This window comes from Runella sp. CRIBMP (assembly GCF_009905605.1).
Classification (GTDB): domain Bacteria; phylum Bacteroidota; class Bacteroidia; order Cytophagales; family Spirosomataceae; genus Runella.
In genome coordinates this window covers 203,177-222,352 of the sequence record NZ_JAAAKZ010000002.1, presented here as the reverse complement: position 1 = coordinate 222,352, position 19,176 = coordinate 203,177, and the positions used below count along the sequence as shown (strand labels likewise).

General features: G+C 44.0%; 21 protein-coding genes. 12 read left to right on the top strand and 9 right to left on the bottom strand.

Annotated features, from left to right (window positions below; translation table 11 throughout):
• Positions 1–6: 6 nt before the first annotated feature.
• Positions 7–483 carry a peptide-methionine (R)-S-oxide reductase MsrB gene (gene msrB, locus GVN20_RS06110; RefSeq protein ID WP_162793536.1) on the top strand — a complete coding sequence of 159 codons (477 nt, stop codon included), beginning with the start codon at positions 7–9 and terminating at the stop codon, positions 481–483.
• Between the two features lie 20 nt (positions 484–503).
• Here the strand turns inward: msrB and GVN20_RS06105 are convergent, their stop codons facing one another.
• Positions 504–887, bottom strand: a complete 384-nt coding sequence (locus GVN20_RS06105) for a VOC family protein (protein WP_166557483.1) — start codon at positions 885–887, stop codon at positions 504–506.
• Between the two features lie 98 nt (positions 888–985).
• Between GVN20_RS06105 and GVN20_RS06100 the strand changes: the two genes are divergently transcribed.
• The gene (locus GVN20_RS06100) at positions 986–1,441 is read left to right on the top strand and encodes a hypothetical protein (RefSeq protein WP_166557482.1); all 456 of its coding nucleotides are present in this window, start codon (positions 986–988) and stop codon (positions 1,439–1,441) included.
• Positions 1,442–1,493: 52 nt separating this feature from the next.
• On the opposite strand, the gene GVN20_RS06095 is transcribed toward GVN20_RS06100, so the two are convergent.
• Together GVN20_RS06095 and mutY are read right to left on the bottom strand one after the other, a co-directional pair.
• A complete protein-coding gene (locus tag GVN20_RS06095; RefSeq protein WP_166557481.1) occupies positions 1,494–1,964 on the bottom strand; it encodes a single-stranded DNA-binding protein in 471 nt (156 codons plus the stop codon).
• 136 nt (positions 1,965–2,100) lie between these two features.
• Positions 2,101–3,162 (bottom strand): A/G-specific adenine glycosylase, encoded by a 1,062-nt coding sequence (mutY, locus tag GVN20_RS06090; protein WP_166557480.1) that lies wholly within the window; start codon positions 3,160–3,162, stop codon positions 2,101–2,103.
• Positions 3,163–3,335: 173 nt separating this feature from the next.
• On the opposite strand from mutY, the gene GVN20_RS06085 reads away from it, so the two are divergent.
• From GVN20_RS06085 to GVN20_RS06065, 5 genes are all read left to right on the top strand, one after another.
• Positions 3,336–3,620: an HU family DNA-binding protein gene (locus GVN20_RS06085; RefSeq protein ID WP_114070131.1), complete on the top strand. Its 285-nt coding sequence runs from the start codon at positions 3,336–3,338 to the stop codon at positions 3,618–3,620.
• Between the two features lie 34 nt (positions 3,621–3,654).
• A complete protein-coding gene (locus tag GVN20_RS06080) occupies positions 3,655–4,500 on the top strand; it encodes a tetratricopeptide repeat protein (RefSeq protein WP_166557479.1) in 846 nt (281 codons plus the stop codon).
• A gap of 314 nt (positions 4,501–4,814) precedes the next feature.
• The gene (locus GVN20_RS06075; protein WP_206023212.1) at positions 4,815–6,374 is read left to right on the top strand and encodes an Rne/Rng family ribonuclease; all 1,560 of its coding nucleotides are present in this window, start codon (positions 4,815–4,817) and stop codon (positions 6,372–6,374) included.
• 93 nt (positions 6,375–6,467) lie between these two features.
• Complete coding sequence (locus GVN20_RS06070; RefSeq protein ID WP_114463625.1) at positions 6,468–6,977, top strand: hypothetical protein; 510 nt, start codon at positions 6,468–6,470, stop codon at positions 6,975–6,977.
• A 17-nt stretch (positions 6,978–6,994) separates the two neighbouring features.
• Positions 6,995–8,227, top strand: a complete 1,233-nt coding sequence (locus tag GVN20_RS06065; protein WP_166557478.1) for an S-adenosylmethionine:tRNA ribosyltransferase-isomerase — start codon at positions 6,995–6,997, stop codon at positions 8,225–8,227.
• A gap of 83 nt (positions 8,228–8,310) precedes the next feature.
• Here GVN20_RS06065 and GVN20_RS06060 read toward each other — a convergent pair whose 3' ends face one another.
• From GVN20_RS06060 to GVN20_RS06040, 5 genes are all read right to left on the bottom strand, one after another.
• Positions 8,311–9,159: a DUF2911 domain-containing protein gene (locus GVN20_RS06060; protein ID WP_166557477.1), complete on the bottom strand. Its 849-nt coding sequence runs from the start codon at positions 9,157–9,159 to the stop codon at positions 8,311–8,313.
• Between the two features lie 104 nt (positions 9,160–9,263).
• Entirely contained in the window at positions 9,264–9,548 is a 285-nt protein-coding gene (locus tag GVN20_RS06055) for an osmoprotectant transporter permease (RefSeq protein ID WP_166557476.1), read from the bottom strand.
• A gap of 93 nt (positions 9,549–9,641) precedes the next feature.
• On the bottom strand, positions 9,642–10,100 hold the full coding sequence (locus GVN20_RS06050; protein WP_166557475.1) for a type II toxin-antitoxin system VapC family toxin: 459 nt from the start codon (positions 10,098–10,100) through the stop codon (positions 9,642–9,644).
• Positions 10,097–11,038, bottom strand: coding sequence for a hypothetical protein (locus GVN20_RS06045; protein WP_166557474.1), 942 nt, complete (start codon positions 11,036–11,038; stop codon positions 10,097–10,099). The genes GVN20_RS06050 and GVN20_RS06045 overlap by 4 nt, the downstream gene beginning before the upstream one ends.
• Before the next feature lie 219 nt (positions 11,039–11,257).
• Complete coding sequence (locus GVN20_RS06040) at positions 11,258–12,289, bottom strand: PmoA family protein (protein ID WP_166557473.1); 1,032 nt, start codon at positions 12,287–12,289, stop codon at positions 11,258–11,260.
• Positions 12,290–12,413: 124 nt separating this feature from the next.
• Between GVN20_RS06040 and GVN20_RS06035 the strand changes: the two genes are divergently transcribed.
• From GVN20_RS06035 to GVN20_RS06015, 5 genes are all read left to right on the top strand, one after another.
• Positions 12,414–13,046, top strand: a complete 633-nt coding sequence (locus tag GVN20_RS06035) for a viroplasmin family protein (RefSeq protein WP_114065649.1) — start codon at positions 12,414–12,416, stop codon at positions 13,044–13,046.
• A 14-nt stretch (positions 13,047–13,060) separates the two neighbouring features.
• Positions 13,061–13,801, top strand: coding sequence for a tRNA1(Val) (adenine(37)-N6)-methyltransferase (locus GVN20_RS06030; protein ID WP_166557472.1), 741 nt, complete (start codon positions 13,061–13,063; stop codon positions 13,799–13,801).
• 33 nt (positions 13,802–13,834) lie between these two features.
• Positions 13,835–14,716, top strand: a complete 882-nt coding sequence (gene hemF / locus GVN20_RS06025) for an oxygen-dependent coproporphyrinogen oxidase (RefSeq protein ID WP_166557471.1) — start codon at positions 13,835–13,837, stop codon at positions 14,714–14,716.
• 137 nt (positions 14,717–14,853) lie between these two features.
• Positions 14,854–17,481: a DNA gyrase/topoisomerase IV subunit A gene (locus GVN20_RS06020; RefSeq protein WP_166557470.1), complete on the top strand. Its 2,628-nt coding sequence runs from the start codon at positions 14,854–14,856 to the stop codon at positions 17,479–17,481.
• 8 nt (positions 17,482–17,489) lie between these two features.
• Positions 17,490–18,188, top strand: coding sequence for a vancomycin high temperature exclusion protein (locus GVN20_RS06015; protein WP_206023211.1), 699 nt, complete (start codon positions 17,490–17,492; stop codon positions 18,186–18,188).
• A 92-nt stretch (positions 18,189–18,280) separates the two neighbouring features.
• Here GVN20_RS06015 and GVN20_RS06010 read toward each other — a convergent pair whose 3' ends face one another.
• Positions 18,281–19,117, bottom strand: a complete 837-nt coding sequence (locus GVN20_RS06010; protein WP_166557469.1) for a sugar phosphate isomerase/epimerase — start codon at positions 19,115–19,117, stop codon at positions 18,281–18,283.
• Positions 19,118–19,176: the final 59 nt, after the last annotated feature.

Genomic DNA, 19,176 nt, shown 5'->3' with positions numbered 1-19,176 from the left:
ACAAAGATGAATCGCCGTATTTTCATTCGCTCACTTGGAGGAGTAGTATTGGCCGGACTGCCGGCGCTGGCCCAACAGCAAAGCCAGGAATTGAAACGGGTTGTAAAAACGGACGCCGAGTGGAAAAAACTACTGACTCCGATGCAATACTACGTGACCCGTCAGAAGGGAACAGAACGCGCTTTTACGGGACCTTACTGGAACAACAAAGAGAAGGGAACGTATAAATGTGTATGTTGCAACACTCCGCTTTTTAGTTCCGATACAAAATTTGAATCGGGTACTGGCTGGCCGAGTTTTTACGCTCCGCTCAATAAAAAAGTCTTGAAAGACGAAAAAGACAAAAGCTTTGGCATGGAACGCGATGAGGTTATTTGCGCCGTTTGCGACGCCCATTTGGGCCACGTATTTGACGATGGCCCGCGCCCTACGGGCTTAAGGTACTGCATGAACGGTGCGGCTTTGGCTTTTGAAAAAAAATAAAGTAAGAAAGGACAACCAACCTAAATCAATTGGTTGCCCTTTCTTGAAAAGAATTCTATCCAATATCCATCGGGGTCTTGGAGAAATATCTGCCGTACACCATCGGGCCGAAATTTGGGAGGGCGGTAAGTTGTATTTGTTGCTTTAAAATGCGCCTCCCATGCATCCAAATCACTTACTTCCAGCGCAAAATGATTGCTTCGAGAGCCTGATACAACAGGCTCGGTGCGTATGCCTATGATGTGCAACTCTTGTGCGTCTCCGATTTTAAACCAGGCGCCCGGAAAGTCAAATGCTGGCCGGGCCAAGGGAGTTAATCTTACAATTTTTTCGTAAAATTCAACACTTTGGGCTACATCTGCTACATAGATGGCTACGTGGTTAATTCCAATGATTGATAACATTTTTTTACAAAAGATTACAACTAATAAAAATAAGACTGCGTCTTGTCATTGTTGACAGACACGGTGTTTGTCGGATAAAAGTATTATTTATTCTTGCCATGAAAAAAGTAATCTTATTTGCATTTCTAACAGCCATGGGTTGCCAGTCTGAAAAAATTGACGCTGAGCAACAAAAAAACAACGAAAAAGCGGGAGTAAAGGAAGAAATCAGCCTAAGAATCAAACAAAATACGCAAGTGGAGGGCATTAAACTTTCATTTGACGCAGTCGCTGATAGTCGTTGTCCTGCCAACGCGATTTGTATCCGTGCCGGGGAGGTAGTCGTTGATTTGTCCGTAAACGATACCCAAAAAATTCAAATGTGTTTGGGAGATTGTCAACAAGTACAACCTACCAAATACAAAAGCCCTGTGAGCCAGGACTCTCTGGAAGTGACGGTGAAAAACGAGAAATATCTGTTTGTTTTGAAGCAGGTATCGCCTTACCCAGGTACTGTGGCAGATGCAGATGCCCAAAAGAACTACGAAGTAAAAATGGAAGTAGTAAAGAAGTAAACAAATGGTGTTGTTGAAACCTGACAGGAATTCCTGTCAGGTTTTTTTGTTGTTAAAACGGTAAATCATCGTCGCCACTACCGCCAAGATCTGACGAAATGGGCTCGGCGGGTTTGGGAGCAGGTGCGGGGCGGCTTGCTTGGGTTGCGGTAGCAGGTTGTGCGTGTTGTTCGTTGCTATCGCCTCCACTGTTTCTGCCTCCTACCAACTGCATCGTATTGGCCCGTACGGTTTTTCCTTCACGCTGTTTTCCTTCTTTATCCGTCCAAGTTTCGGTGCGCAGTTTTCCTTCAATATAGACGGTATTGCCTTTGCGAAGGTATTGCTCGGCGATTTTGGCCAAATTGTCCCAAAGTTCAATTCGGTGCCACTCCGTTTGCTCTACACGTTCTCCACTGCGGTTGGTGTAGGCTTCTGAAGTTGCAATGTTGAAGCGTGCCACCGCCGAACCATTTTCGAGATGGCGTACTTCTGGGTCGCTGCCCAAATTGCCCAATAGAATTACTTTGTTTACTCCTGCCATTGTATTATTTAGATGTTTAAAGTTACGAAGTTTGAATAAGCACCTGGCTAAAATCGGGTAATGACGCTAACGAAAAATGAGCATTTTAATTCCCGATTTTTGGCGTTTTTTGCAGTATTTTCAATTACAAAAATACTTAAAAAAAATGCTCTTTCCAATAAGACGTAACCAGCACGGGTTTGGGTACATTTTCTATTTCTTCTTCCGTTAAAAAAGTCAGTTCAGGGGGTAAATTCAACGTAATTTGGCGGGGAGCTTCAAGTACCCAAAACTGCGCCTGAATACGTTGATGGGTGAGGATATGCGTAAAAATTCGGCTTGGGGGGCTAATTGTTGTTTGAGAGAAAATGGTATTAATTGTTTGATTATCAGCGAATTCGTCTATACTTTGGACGATTGCCTCAGTTTCAATCAGGTAAAAGTCAAACAACTTTTGCCAGACATCTTTGTCGGTTCGTTGTCGCATGGCGATCCGTCCATTTTGAACAATGACAAAATAGTTGAAAAATCGCTCTCGCACCTTGGTTTTCTTGACTTTGACGGGCAATAAATCAATCCTGCCAGTGGCAAAAGCAACACAATGGGGCTGTACAGGACACAACAGGCAGTCGGGGGATGATGGAGTGCATTGAACGGCCCCAAACTCCATGATGGCCTGATTGTAGGTGGCGGGTTGCTCGCGAGAAATCAGTTCATTGGCCAAATTGGCAAATTGCCGTTGTCCTTCGCCGCTGGTAATATCAGTATCAATCCCAAATACCCTCGACAGTACCCGGTATACGTTGCCATCTACTACCGCTACGGGTTCATCGTAAGCAAAAGACGCAATGGCGGCAGCAGTGTAAGGGCCGATTCCTTTTAGTTTAAGCAATCCTGCATAGGTGGTCGGAAATGCACCGTTGAGCTCTTCTACAATGTATTTGGCCGTTTGGTGCAGGTTTCGTGCGCGAGAATAGTAACCTAAGCCCTGCCAGAGTCGAATGACCTCTTGCTCAGGAGCATTGGCTAAATCAAGGACGGTGGGATAGGCTTCTATAAAACGTTCATAATAAGGTAATCCCTGCGCTATACGGGTTTGTTGAAGAATAATTTCTGAGAGCCATATATAGTAGGCGTTGCGGGTGCGTCGCCAGGGTAAATCACGGTGATGATACTCATACCATTTAATGAGCTCGTTGGCAAAAAACTTGTTATTCAATGGTTTTCGAATGTTTGTTTTGAAATTAAGGCGTAAAAGATTTTCGCATTTTGTCGAAATTATACTACTTTTGTGCGCTCAAAATAAGCCGATTGTAAAATAGATTGGCTCCGCAGGATTTTGAAACTAATATTACAAAGAATAACAGTTTTATAACCTTAAAGTTTAAAAAAGTGACGAAAGCAGACTTAATTGCAGCAGTTGCCGATCAAACCGGCATCGAAAAAGCACACGTTTCTGAAACAGTTGAAGCGTTTTTCACAGTAGTAAAAGACTCATTGGCCAAAGGTGAGAACATTTATGTTCGTGGTTTTGGTAGTTTTGTTAACAAAAAACGCGCTAAAAAAGTAGCTCGTAACATTTCTAAGAACACTGCTATCGTCATTGACGAGCATTATGTTCCAAGTTTTAAGCCTGCTAAAGTGTTTGTTGAGCAAGTAAAAGGCTCAGAAAAGTAATTTCAACGGCACGAAGGAGCTGCCTGAAAATGTTATGAACCGTTCAATCCTGATTGTTATTTTATTGGCTACTGTACTCATTGGTGGGCTTTATAGTTTGCCAAAAGTTGTTGTTAAAAGTCAAGATCGAGAACTTTCGAAGGGTAAAGACAGCACTCAGGCACCTGTATCGGGCCAAACCGAAACAACTTCGACCGCTGCGGAAACGCATATTGAGCCATTAACTGCTGAACAGCAAAATTCGGTCGCGGCGCTATCTCAGCAGTTGGTTTCTGCCCGGGATTCAAAGCAAAAAGGAGGAGCGGCTCTGAAGCTTTCTGATTTTTATCTGAATATCAGAAAATTTGACAGCGCCGCAAAGTATGCAGAAACGCTTGCTTTGTTGGAGCCTGCCGAGCCTAACTTGCTTCGTGCTGGCGACCGTTATTATGATGCATTTAGTTTTGCTGTTGACACCAAAAAGTCTTCAGCATTAGGTGCTAAGGCGAGAGAATGGTACCAGAAAGCGCTTGATAAGAACCCTGCTCTTCTCAACGCCAAAGCCAACATGGCGATGACCTATGTTTCTACGGAAACACCCATGCAGGGAATCTTGTTGTTGAGAGAAGTTTTGGCAAATGACCCAACCAATGAAGTAGCTTTGTTTAATTTGGGACTTCTATCGATGCGTTCAAACCAGTACGAAAAAGCGGTGGAACGTTTTCGTCAATTGTTGAAAGGAAACCCCATGAATTCAAAAGCTCGTTTTTATTTGGGCGTTTCATTGGCTCAAACGGGTAAGAATAAAGAGGCGCTGGAAGAACTATCGGTCGTGAAAGGTCAGGAGAAAGACCCTACCATTCAAGCGGCGATTGCGGAGTTGGAAAAAGACTTAAAATAAAACCGTTATTCGCGGTACTCACAAACGAATAACAAGCGGTACATGGCCGCTGTAACATACTAATTAACTTAAAAATTGTAAAGCTATGCCTTGCGGAAAGAAAAGAAAAAGACACAAAATCGCTACTCACAAACGGAAAAAGCGCCTCAGAAAAAATCGTCATAAGAAGAAGTAATTTATCCCAAAACCAAGGTGCTTTTCAACCTTGGTTTTGGGTTTTATATACTTCGTCAAATGCCTTTTTGACTATGTAGTTGTTTTGAGCCATTCGTGAGGTTTACGGAATGGTTTTCACCTTAGATCCTTACAAAACATTGAGTAGCGAATTAATCATCAGTGCCTCACAAAAAGGGACACGCATAGCGCTTTTGCAACAAAAGCGCCTTGTGGAGTACCATGTGGAGGAGTCGGAAAACAGTTTTACGGTCGGTGATATTTATTTAGGAACTGTTCGGAAACTTGTTACTGGTTTGAACGCTGCTTTTGTTGACATCGGATACGAAAAAGATGCTTTTCTACATTACCATGATTTAGGTCCAAATGTCCAGTCGCTTAACAAACTAACCAAAGAGGTCATTGCGAAGCGAATGAATTCCGGCAAATTGAATAACTTCAAAATGGAGCCGGAAATTGATAAACTTGGAAAAATTGACAAAGTGTTGGGCAAAAATCAGCCCATACTGGTCCAGGTTGTCAAAGAACCTATTTCTACCAAAGGCCCCCGTCTATCCTGCGACATTTCTATTGCAGGTCGCTACGCGGTGTTAGTTCCCTTTTCTAATTCAGTCAATATCTCTAAAAAAATTACGGATAAGGCTGAACGTACCCGTTTACACCGATTAATGACATCGGTGAAACCCGCAAATTTCGGAATTATTGTCCGCACCGTAGCGGCCAATAAGGAAGTGGAAGAGTTGGATAGAGATATTCAAAACTCCATTCAAAAGTGGGAAAACGGAATGAAAATGCTCACCGAAGCAAAACCCCGTGACCGAATCATCGGGGAGATGAATCGGGCGTCGTCCATTATGCGAGATTTACTGAACGATACTTTTGATAGTATCACGGTGGATACCAAAGATATGTACGACGACATTAAAGGGTTTATTCACACGATTGCGCCTGACAAAGAGAAAATTCTCAAACTATACAGCGGCAAAAATAAGCTGTTTGAGCAGGTAGGCCTTGAAAAGCAAATTAAATCATTGTTTGGACGCTCGGTAAGCCTTCCGGGAGGTGGGTATCTCATCGTAGAACACACCGAAGCACTCCACGTGATTGATGTCAACAGTGGCAACAAGTCCAATAACGAGGAAAATCAGGAAGACACGGCACTGCACACCAACATCGAAGCGGCGAAAGAAATTGCCCGCCAATTGCGCTTGCGCGATATGGGCGGAATCATTGTGGTAGACTTCATTGATATGAAGAAAGCCGAGCACAAAAAGCAGCTTTACGACGAAATGAAAGCCGAAATGAAGGCCGACCGTTCGAAGTTTACGTTGCTCCCGCTGACAAAGTTTGGGTTGATGCAGATTACGCGCCAACGGGTTCGTCCAGAAATTAACATTGTGACCCGCGAAGTGTGTCCAACGTGTAATGGAACTGGTACGATTCAGCCCAGTATCCTGATTTCGGATATTATTGAAAATAACCTTGAATATCTCCTTACCCGTCAAAATGAACAAAAGGTGTCGGTAGCCCTTCACCCGTACTTGCACGCGTACTTTACGGCGGGATTCCCGTCGCCCCGACTCAAGTGGTTGTTTAGATATAAATCGTGGGTTAAACTTTTGAAAGACAGCTCATTGGCTGTAACTGAGTTTAAATTCTATGATAAATACGGTGAAGAAATAGAAATCGCAGCAACTTGATTTCTTTAAAACATTGATAAAGGGTTAAGAGTTAAAAGTTAGGGGTTAATGCCAACCTTTAATTTCTGACTTTTAACCCTTAACTTTTTAACTATGAAATTTACAACTTTAGCCATCCGCACGTGGCGTTTTTTTTCAATGATTGCGGTGTTTGGTACATCTATTTACAGTTATAGTCTTTTTAGTGCCGATGTCGGTGTACACTTTGACGCTTTCGGCAAAGCCGACGAATTCATTGGGAAATCAGATGTTTTCTATATTCTGGTCGCTTTGATTGTGGCCAACAATGTTCTTTTTCCCGCTTTGGGTCGTCAACTTATTAAATTACCTAGTCATCTTCTGCCCATTCCGAACCAAACCGAATGGACCGCCCAACGCGATGACCTCAACGAGCATATTCAAAACTGGATTTTTAGCTTGGTGGCCATGATTAATACCATTATTGCCATGACAGTATTTGTTCTTGCTACGGTAAACAACGAATTTACCTTTAAAATCGGCGATTTTGAAGGGTTATTCTATCTGATCGTGATTTTGTTGTTAATCATCGTTTTGGCATTGCCCATTCGGTTGATGATAAAACCAAAAGTAGAGGAGCTTTAGTGAGTTGAGTCCTTGTTATGAAAAATCTTCCTGAAATACCACTCGCTGATTATCATTACGACTTACCCGATGAGCGTATTGCCCGCTTTCCTGTTGAACCTCGCGATACTTCAAAACTGCTTATTTTTGACAACGGTCAAATCCAGCACGAGCATTTTTATGATTTATCACAGTTTTTGCCGCAAAATGCTTTTCTGGTTTTTAACAATACGAAAGTAATTCCTGCGCGGGTATTTTTTCAGAAAGCAACGGGCGCAACCATCGAAATCTTTTTACTGCACCCAGAAGCTCCTTCCCGCATTATTAATGACATCATGCAACAGACCCAGTTTTGCGTTTGGAGTTGTATGATTGGAAACAAGAAACGTTGGAAAACGGGAGAAAAACTCAGTATTGAGTGTGAGGTGCAAGGAACAAAGTGCAGCGTAGAGGCCGAGCTGATTGATAACGAACGAAATTGGGTTCAATTCAGTTGGTCGGGGGGCTTGTATTTTGTCGACGTGATTCGGGCATTAGGCGAAATTCCGTTGCCGCCTTATTTGGGGCGTCATGCCGATGCGCATGACTCGGATACGTATCAAACCGTGTATTCAAAAGTAGAGGGGGCGGTGGCGGCCCCCACGGCTGGGCTTCATTTTACGGAAAATGTATTTCAGCAACTTTCCGATAAAGGCATCCACCACGATTTTGTAACCCTGCACGTGGGGGCGGGTACTTTCCAACCCGTAAAGGTTCAGAATGCGGTGGAGCATACCATGCACTCCGAGCAGGTGGTTTTTAAGAAATCCTTTATTGAAAATCTTCTTCTGAACATTGAGCAAGTGGTTGCCGTTGGCACCACATCCATGCGCTCTTTAGAAAGTTTATACTGGATTGGGGTAAAACTACTGACTTCTTCTTTAGACCAAAGAAATGACGGTGAGCATTTTTTTATTGAAAAGCTGACTCCTTATTTGGATTATTCCTTCGAACCCACACCTCAAGCGTCTTTAAAGGCTATTTTGGCTTATATGGCGGATGCTCAGCTAGAAGAATTGGTGGGGGAGACAGAGATAATGATTTTTCCAGGCTATCGTTTCAAAATATGTAAAGGACTGATTACGAATTATCACCAGCCTGGCTCAACGTTGATGTTGTTAGTGGCGGCTTTTTTGGGTCCACAGTGGCGTAGCGTTTATCAAGCAGCTTTGGCCAACGATTATCGCTTTTTGAGCTATGGAGATTCTTCGCTGTTGTGGAGAGTCGATTAGAAAATTCAAATTTGTTTATACACACAAAAGGGTTGAAAGTCTGACTTTCAACCCTTTTGTGTGTGAGTGAGTTATACAAGAGTTTATTTGCCGCAAGCTTTCAACACGTTGGTATGGTTTAGAATGTAGGCCCCATCATTGGCTTTTTTTGCCAGTTCTAAGCCTTTTTGGGCATCGGCAATGGCTACGTCGCATTTTCCGATTTTAGCGGCAATTTTCCCCCGCAGGTAGTAGGTCCAGTATTCTTTTTCTTTCTCGACCACTTTATTGGCCCATTCGTAGGCTTTGTTCAAATCGCGGTTGGTGTCGTAGTAATAATTTGCGGCATCTGAGTACGTACCTTCAGTGACCGTAGGCGCGTTTATTTTTTGTTGAATCTCCGCCATGATTTGCGCATCTGGGTCGTGCGAAATGCTGAATTTGGCCTGTAAATTCTCCCAACGAATGGCGATTTTGGCCGAATTGGGCGTAAAGTCGGTAAATTCAATCGTGAAATACTCTTCCGTTTTCGCCGTTTTTTCGGCTTTTACCTTAAACCTGAGGAGGTCGTCGGTTTGTTTATAATCGTACGCCCCCCATTGATTAGGGTTTTTGCTCAGAATAATCGTCCATTCGGTCTCGGTCGGGATGGTAAATAGCCCATACGTTCCCGCAGGTACTTTTTGCCCTTCGAGGATCATTTCTTGGGATAAAATCAGGTTGGGCACTTTGTTGGCGCCCGTTCTCCAAACTTGACCGTAAGGGGCCAAAGGGGTGCCGAATAATTTACGGCCTTTCAACGCTGGGCGGCTGTATTCTACGGTTACTTTGGCCAAACCGATGCTTTGTACCGCCGTGGCGGCGGGGCTGGCGGCGGGGGTTTTGATTTGGGCGTGCGCTATTCCTAGGCTTAGACAAAGGAGGAGCGTGCTTGCGGAGGAGAAAAGTTTCATTGCAAATCGTGTTTTTGAGTTGTTAAAGAGACTGTAAAACAACAAAAACCTTTTCCGTAGAACAACTCCTTCCGACTGAATCGTCAAAAAAACGGCCTGAAAGGTTAATTCCAGCGCGGTTTGGTAATAATTATCATGAGCATAAATAAGGCATACAATAGTCCGGGTACGGCCAAAATACCCAGAACGATCTTGGCTATACGGAGATAGTCATTTGATTTTAGCCACAGACTTCCCAGCATAATGGCGCCGATACCCAGTAAAATCATGACCCATAAGCCCATATTGAAGGAAGAAACGGAGCCGTCTACTAAGCCAATGAAGAAAAAATACAGCACCACCAGCGATATCACAGCGTCGATGCCCCAAAGAACCCAAAAAAGTGTCATTGTGTATATTGTCTAGCGGTTTAATATCAATGTGCTGTTTGCGTCGTTATTATATTTTATAGCTAACGGTTTGGTGCATTCGGCTTTTTACATTTATACAATTTTAATAACTTCCATTAGCGTCTCATTTAAGTGGTCGAAATCACTGTCAGTAGTTATCAATGGAATATCAAGTGAGTAGGCAGTTGCGGCAATCCAAAGGTCATTTTTGCCCATTTTTTTTGCAGAACCTTTAAGAAGGTTGCCATTCTTATCTTTGGTTTTCCGCTTTGAAAAAGAGTCAATTTCGATATACGAGTCAAGCAATAATTGGTCAGCATTTGAAATGTCTATATAGGTTATTGCTTCAAGTATTTTGTTGAGCTTCTCGATTTTAGGCTTACCCCAATTGTTTTGGGCAATAAATGATTCCAATTCAGCCTTGGTAACAACGGAAATTATAACATTGGCTGTTGTATCATATTTTTCAATCTGATCAAGGCACTTTTTTCCTGTGATTGTATCTCTTATTATGTGAATGAATACACAGGTGTCAATAACAATGTTTTTCATCTGTGTATGTCTTTAAGCATTTCTTGAAATTGTTCTTCGCCAATTTCATCTCTCAGCAAGCCCGAAATACTTTTTAGGGCTGAAAGTGAACTTGACTTTTTAGATTGTTTGGCCTGAAATAGTAATTGTTGGTGGGCTGTCATAGCTGTTGGCTTTTTTGAGAAAAATTTATCTCTTGCACCGGGTTTGCTATATTCTTCAATCTCTACAAAACTCAATTGTCCATTAGGTTTGTAATGTGCCATTCCCGAAATGGTTACTTCCTTACCCATAAAGCCAACAATGTTTTCTAAGATGGTTTTGTCATTGGCAAACACATTCACAAAACCTTGTTCTGTTTTCAAGCCAAGCTTTCCTTTGGAAACTTTCATTTCATCCAACTGACCGTGTACAATTACCTTTTTAGGCTCAGGTATGCTGTCTTCTAATCGCCCAATTTTTTGGAAATCATCTTTGGTCAACCGAACTTCTGCAATCGTTCCCCGATTTGCCATATAGAAAATTTCATTATCGCTTATAAAATTCTTTTTGAAACTCATCAATGATTTCAAAAGCGGTTTGTCCAAATCGGCATCTTCACTATCATCATTCAAGGCGGATTGAAAAGATTTTATCACTAAAGCCATTGGGGTCAATTGCAAAACTTCTTCTTGAGGCTTGAACATATCCATTTGAACCCCTTTGATGGTTTCCGAAAAGTGTATGCAGTCAATGGTTAGTGAAGTGCCGTCATGTCCGCTACCAGAAATACTTTGCAATCGCATCGCTAAAGCCTTTTTTAGGTGTTTATCGGGAGTAATATCACTAAATCCTCTTAACCTAAACATTAAAGCTTTGGTAGCAATGTCTTTGGTAGATTTTGTCAATAAGTTCAGTCGGTCAAATTCCAACAGCCCATTGTCTTCGTCCTCACCCAATATTTTTATATCGTAATTCATTGTTTAGTGCTGTTTTGAATTGAAAAATTCTTCCTAGCAAAGTTACTAATTCTGCCTGTTTGTTGTAGATTGTTTTGTTTTTTAGGGTCAGGCATAGCATCTGTATACGCGACACTTAATCCTTTATTCCATTTCGTCAGGCATTTGAAGCTTTTTGAGTCAAGCCACTCCGTTATGGTTAACGAATTAGCTTGACTCAAAAGTAATGAATAGAAATCGCTACTTAACTTTGCCAAAATCAGCGGCAATCTGATTGATTTTGTCCTCCGATAATGTCTCAGATGCAATCACGGTGCGGTAACGGAAAGTGGTTGACTCGCCATTTTTGAGTTGGAGGTTCATTTCTTCTTTTCCTTGGCTGAATACCTTCATTCCGAGGGGGTTGGCTGCAAAAAGCCCGTAACCCCGGGCGTGCCAGTAGGTAGGATAACCCGCGTTCTTGGGGTGGTCGAGGATTACAAGGTTAACGGTTTCGTTCCCCATTGTTCCGCGCAAATTACACCAACGGGCGCGTTTGCTCCATACATCTTCACCTTCAATGCCTTCGCTGTTTCGATAGCTGCCCGATACGCCAGTATTGTCCATCACGGGTATTTTTGTAGCCACTCCCGACGCATCCGTAAATACCTCGGGGCTTTTGGAGGGATGTTCCAATTGGCGGGCCACCCGAATCGCAAACATCCCATCTTTCACGTCTTTGAAAGTGACAAGATCAGTTTTGGCCGTGAGGGTGGTGATGCGATCCACGGTGCGGGTGGTGGCGTCGCCGCTGAATACGTAGGTGGTGACTTCGGTCAGCATTAGGCCACCGTTTTTGTCGAGCCAGTCGGCCGTTACGGTCAATTCGCCCTGTTTTTTGCCGCTTTTTAGGCTTTTGATGCCCGTGTGAACAATCGTGCCGTAGGTGCCTTTTGAGCTGGGCGGGGTCAGAGAGTTGTTCCAGAAATCGTGCCCGTTGACGGCCTCATAGTTGAGCCACATTCCTACGTGGTGAGGGTGGTCAACGCGCTCACCCGGACGCGGGTCAAGGGGCCATCCGCGGGTAATGTTGGTGCCTTTGGCCGTAAGAAGAGGATACAACACGGCTTTTTTGAGGACGGAAGGGCCGGGGTAAAAATAATTGGTGAACGGTTTGCCATCAATGGTGACTTCCACTTTTTTATCCGCAGATTTGTCCGTCAGTACGACTCCCTTTTGGGCATAAGCGCCAAGGGATAAAAAAGCTAATGCAGTACAGAAAATAGATTTCATGTAGGTTGTGCAGTGGTTAATTTTCTTTCGTTTGGTAGTATGGTGTACGAACGAACACTAAGAATAGACTACGATTAAAAGCCCGTATTCGCTTTTTTTACCCGCACTTTTGTAAGTTTGTGGCATGGCAAAAAAACAAAAATATTATGTCGTGTGGGAAGGGCGTAAACGAGGTGTGTTTACGGACTGGACCGATTGTGAGGCCCAAATCAAGGGTTTTCCTGAAGCAAAATTTAAGTCATTTGACACCATTAAGGAGGCAGAAGAAGCCCTGAAAGAAAATTATTGGGCTTTTATTTCTCCCAAAACGGCCAAAGCGCCCCTCAAAGAAGCACCCGCTAAGATTGGCAATCCCAACCTAGAAAGTATTGCGGTTGATGCCGCTTGGAACACCGCAACGGGCGATGTAGAATACCAAGGAGTGTACCTCCGTACGGGACAAAAAATATTTCATCAAGGCCCGTTTCGGGATGGGACGAACAACATCGGGGAGTTTTTGGCGATTGTCCACGGGTTGGCGTATCTACAAAAACACCAAAGTAATTTACCGATTTATTCGGATTCTCGCACCGCCATCAGTTGGATAAAACGTAAACATGCCAACACTAAACTTGAAGTAACCCCCGCCAACAAGCAAATCTTTGAACTGCTCCAACGCGCCGAAGAATGGCTCTCCAAAAATAAATTTACCAATCAAATTTTGAAATGGGAAACGGAATATTGGGGAGAGAATCCGGCAGATTTTGGGCGCAAGTAACCGCCTAATCACCCATGCCAAGAACTCCTGCCCCTTATTTTCGATTTAAACAGTTCACCGTGATGCACGACCGCAGTGCGTTGAAGGTCTGCACCGAAGCCTGTATTTTGGGCGCATACGTAAAGGTAACGGGTGCGACACGCGCTTTGGACATCGGAACTGGAACTGGGCTGCTGGCGTTGATGGCGGCGCAGCGAAATCCCTTGATGCGTATTGACGCAGTAGAAATCGAAGAACAAAACTTCCTGCAAGCCGTTGATAATGTGGCGAAAAGCCCTTTTGCGGATGGAATTGCAGTGCATCATACGGCGATTCAGGATTGGCCGAGGAATAATGAAAATCTGGCTTCAAACTTTCACGACTACGACCTGATTATCAGCAATCCTCCTTTTTTTGCCAATCATCTACGGTCGCCGTCGGCAGCGCGAAATCGGGCGTTGCATACCGATACGCTTTCTTTAGAGGAGTTAGTGGATTCGGTGGCGCGGTTATTGGCAGTAGAGGGACGCTTTGTGGTACTTTTACCCGCGTATGAAACCCAATTGTTGACGGAGATTGCCGCGGGTGCAGGGCTATTGCCGACCCATCAACTGCAGGTTTTTCAACGGCCCGATAAGCCGCTTTTTCGAATGATTACTACTTTTGAGCGTCATCATACCGAATCTATTCTCGAATCTCTCTATATTCACCACCTTGATGGGAGCTATTCTGACGAGTTTCGAACTTTATTGAAAGAATACTACTTGATTTTTTAGGAGTTAATCTAAACCACCCCAATACTACAATTCATGCGCGATACGATTGCCACTTACTTTCAACAGTTACAAGATACGATTTGTCAAGCCCTCGAAACCGCCGATGGCCTGGGGAAATTCAAAGAAGATAAATGGGAACACCACAGCGGCGGTGGCGGCCGCTCTCGGGTGCTCGAAAATGGAAACATCATCGAAAAAGGAGGGGTTAACTTTTCGGCCGTGCAGGGCCAAACTTCCGAGGCACTCATGCGCCAGATGAATCTGACCGAGCAGGCCGATTACTTTGCCACGGGCGTTTCGATTGTGATGCACCCAAACAGTCCGAAAGTGCCGATTATTCACATGAACGTGCGCTATTTTGAAATGTCAAACGGGGTGAGTTGGTTTGGCGGAGGCATTGACCTGACGCCGCATTACGTGGTGGAAGAAGATGCCCGTTGGTTTCACCAACAATTGAAAGCCACTTGCGATAAACACGACCCTGATTACTATCCTCGATTTAAAAAATGGGCGGATGATTATTTCTACATCCCCCACCGTCAGGAAACGCGTGGCGTGGGAGGTATCTTTTTTGATTATCAGAAGTCAGAAGACAAAGAGAGCCTTTTTCGTTTTGTGCAGGCGGTGGGAGAGACCTTTGCCCCGACGTATACGCACTTGATGTTAAAAAATAAAGATATCCCTTTTACCGAAGCCGAAAAAGAATGGCAGTTGGTGCGTCGGGGAAGATATGCCGAATTTAATCTGGCATGGGACCGAGGTACAAAATTTGGACTCGAAACAGGCGGTCGTACGGAATCTATTTTGATGAGTTTGCCGCCCTTGGCGCGTTGGATTTACGATTATCACCCACTGCCAGATACACCCGAGGGGCAAACAATTTTATTGCTTAAAAAGGGGATTGAGTGGGCCTAAATTCAAATTTTAACGCCTTTTTTTTGTATATTTACGTTTTAAATTTTTGTGATTTGCGGGCAATTCCGTGGGGAGAGCGGAAACTAAGAAGCCATTTTTTGCAAAACCGAAAACCCCGAATCACGCAGTAAAAGACAATGAGCGAAATCAACGAAACCTTACCTGAAGACAAACGCCCTAAGAAAGATGCCCTCCATACTCAGTCGGATGTGGGGGATATGTACCAAAACTGGTTTTTGGATTATGCCTCCTACGTAATTCTGGAGCGGGCAGTGCCTGCAATTGAAGATGGCCTTAAACCAGTTCAGCGGAGAATTTTGCACGCTTTGCGTGAAATGGACGACGGGCGCTTTAATAAAGTGGCCAACGTCATCGGAGCCACCATGCAATACCACCCGCACGGCGATGCCTCCATCAACGAGGCCATCGTGAACATGGGTCAAAAAGAATTGATTTTTGACACGCAGGGAAACTGGGGGGATATTCGTACGGGCGACAGTGCCGCCGCCCCTCGTTACATTGAAGTAAGGCTTTCGAAGTTTGGTAATGATGTTATATTTAACGATGACACGACCGAATGGCAGTTGAGCTACGACGGTCGTAAGCGCGAACCCGTCACGTTGCCCGTTAAGTTTCCGTTGCTTTTGGCAACGGGGGTGGAAGGAATCGCGGTAGGACTTTCGACCAAGATTTTACCCCACAACTTTATTGAATTGGTAGAAGCGTCGATTGCGTTGCTTAAGGGCCAACCGATTCAGTTATACCCCGATTTTCCAACGGGTGGGCAAATTGACATTACGAATTACAACGACGGTTTGCGCGGCGGTAAAGTGCGGGTGCGGGCCAAGATTGAAGAGCTGGATAAGAAAACGCTAATTATTCGCGAAATTCCGTTTAGTACGACCACGACATCCATCAAGGACTCCATCATTAAAGCCAATGATGAAGGGAAGATAAAGATACGGAAAGTAGAAGATTTGACATCGAAAGACGTTGAAGTATTGGTGCATTTGGCCCCCAACGTCTCGCCCGATATTACCATTGATGCCCTGTACGCATTTACGGAGTGTGAAGTAAGTATTTCACCCAACGCCTGTATCATTATCGCAGATCGGCCGCATTTTGTGACGGTATCCGAAATATTAAGCGTATGTAATGATCAGACCGTAAATCTGCTCAAAAGGGAGCTGGAAATCAGGCGATTTGAGTTGAAAGAAAAGCTGCTTTACAGCTCGCTGGAGAAAATATTCATTGAAAACCGAATTTATCGTGACATTGAAGAATGTGAGACTTTTGAGGCCGTTATTCAAACCATCGACGCTGGCCTGACGCCGTTTAAAGCTGATTTTTACCGTGAAATAACCGAAGAAGATATTTTACGCCTGACCGAACTGCGCATCAAGCGGATTTCGAAATATGATGGCTTCAAAGCAGAAGAAGCCATGCGGAAGCTGGAAGATGAACTGAATGAAGTAGAGGATAATCTGGCTAATTTGACGCGTTTTGCCATTGCCTATTACAAAGACTTACTGAAGAAACACAGCAAAAATCGCCAACGCCGTACCGAAATCCGTTCGTTCAATACCATTGCCGCTACCGTTGTGGCGGCGGCCAACCAGAAGTTATACGTAAATCGCGAAGAAGGGTTTGTGGGCTATGGCTTGAAGAAAGATGAATATGTGATGGATTGCTCCGACATCGACGATGTGATTATCTTCCGTCGCGATGGAAAATACAAGGTCGTACGTATTACGGAGAAAGTGTTTGTTGGAAAAGACATTATTTACGTGGCGGTGTTCAAGAAAAATGATGAGCGCAAAGTATACAATGTCACTTATTTGGACGGCAAATCGGGGGCCAGCTACGCCAAACGTTTTGTGGTGACGGGAATCACCCGTGACAAAGAATACGACGTGACCCTCGGAACGCCCAAATCTAAGATTACCTATTTTACGGCCAATGACAACGGCGAAGCAGAGGTGATTACGGTTAGCCTGACGGCGCAAAGTACGGCGCGTATCAAACTTTTTGATTTTAATTTTTCCCAATTGGCGATTAAAAACCGCTCGGCCATGGGAAATGTGTTGACAAAGTACCCCGTGCGTAAAATAGTCTTTAAATCGGCGGGAGCTTCAACCCTCGGTGGCGTTGATTTATGGTACGACAGTGTGTTGGGACGCCTGAACCGCGACGACCGAGGGCGGTATTTGGGCAATTTTGACAACGGAGATTTGATTTTGGTTTTATACAAGGAAGGGACGTACGAATTGACGACCTACGACCTGACCAACCGATACGAACCCAAAGACATTCTCCAAATTGAGAAGTTTTTACCAGACCGTCCCATCACGGCGGTTTATTTTGAAGCAACCCAAAAAAGCTATTTTGCCAAAAGGTTTAAAATTGAAACGAGTACCGTTGACAAGAAGTTTTCTTTTATTGGAGATACCAAGGGCTCGAAGCTTATTTTTGTTTCGCTCGATGCCCATCCACGGATGGAACTGCTGATTGAAAAAAGCAAAACCGAAACCCAAAAGGAGATTGTGGTACTTGATGCCTTTGTGGACGTGAGGGGTTGGAAAGCACTGGGCAACAAAGTGTCGGGCTTAAAAGTAAAAGAAATAAAACAGATCGACTCGTTGCCCGAAGTTGAAAAAGCAACCAATAATACGATTTTAGAACCTAAGAATGAGCTTGAAGAAGAAACTGATGCCCCTGACGAGGCATCTTCGACCGCCGAAAATGGACAGTTAGGTTTATTTTAACCAATCAAATGAAAGAAGGATTGCTGCATATTAACGCGATACGACGCTCCAAAAAGCTGCAAGTCTCCCTGGTGAAACAACTCATCAAGGGGGGCTTCTGGAGCGTGTTTTCTGTCGTTGTGTTAGTATTGTTATGCAATTGGATTGTGGTAGATACGACGCGTTCGAAAGTCTTTTTTGATATAAATACACTTCCATCCAATGATGTAGGTTTGGTACTCGGAACAAGCAAGTACGTAGCCCGGGGCAAAGAAAATCTGTTTTTTCGGTATCGTATGGAGGCTTCGGCGCGGTTATTTAAAGAGGGGAAAGTAAAATACCTGATTTTGAGCGGCAACAAAGAGGCCGAAACCTACGACGAGCCCAAAGCCATGAAACAGGCCTTGACTAAACTTGGGGTGCCCGAAGATGCCATGCTGTTGGATACGGCTGGGTATCGTACCTATGATTCGGTGATTCGTTGTCGGGAAGTGTATGGACAAGAACGCGTAACGGTTATCTCGCAAAACTTCCACAATGCCCGTGCTCTTTACCTCGCCGATCATGAAGGATTGAATGCCGTCGGATTTGCCGCGCAGGATGTGCCCAATGGCTATTCGATTAAGACGTTAATCCGTGAATACCTGGCGCGTCCAAAAGCTATGTTGGACGTATACATTTTGAAACCAGAAGCAGGGGTCAGAGAAGGGGCTTCCCAAAAAGAATGAATGGCAATTCGTTTTTGAAGTTGAATGGATAAATACCCAAAAGCGCGAAAAGGACAATCCTCTTCGCGCTTTTCTCTTTTAGCAATAAGTCCTTAGATGGAAAGTTTCTTCATCCATTCGGCATCTACTTTCATGCTTTCGATGGAGGAAACGGGATATTCTTCCTGCTCTACGATATAATACTTGATACCTGCCTTTTTAGCGGCTTTCAGGATGGTTGGATAATCAACGGAGCCTTTACCGAAATCTTTTTGAACTACTTTGCCACCTTCTTTGACCATGTCTTTGATGTGAACGAGTTCATAGCGATTTGCATACTTATTGAGGTGAGCAACGGCATCTTGGCCCGAAGCGATAACCCAGCACAAATCCAACTCAAACATCACTTTTTTAGGATCGGTGTTGGCGAGTAAAACTTCGTGAGGAATTTGTCCTTCGAGGGGTTTAAATGAATAATCGTGGTTGTGGTAGCCAAATTTCATGCCTGATTTGGTGACTTTTTCGCCTACTTCGTTGAACAAGTCGGCTTTTTTCTTCCAAGCATCGATGGTTTTTTGCGCACCGATATACGGGCAAAGCATGTATTTGAGTCCCGCCTCGGCACCCCGCTCAATATTTTTGTCCAAATCTTTGTTGATGTCAAAGTGAGTACTGATCATTTTGACCCCCAAGTCGCCCAAATAGGTTTTGCACTCCGAAGGACTCATACCCCACAAGAAATCAGGCCCTCCGTAGCTTTCAAATTGCGTGTAGCCCAGTTCTGCGAGTTTTTTCATTGTCCCTTTCGGGTCTTTTGGCATCAGGTCACGGACGCTGTATAGTTGAACCCCAAAGTTTTTAAGTTTTTTAGCTTCGGCAAAAAAGCTTGGTGCCAGCACCAAACCAGTACCTAAAACGGCAGATTGTTTAATAAAATCCCGACGATTCATGAAATTAATATGGTTAGTTGTTTCCAAGATAAAAACGAAAAGCCTTCTTTCTACTTATT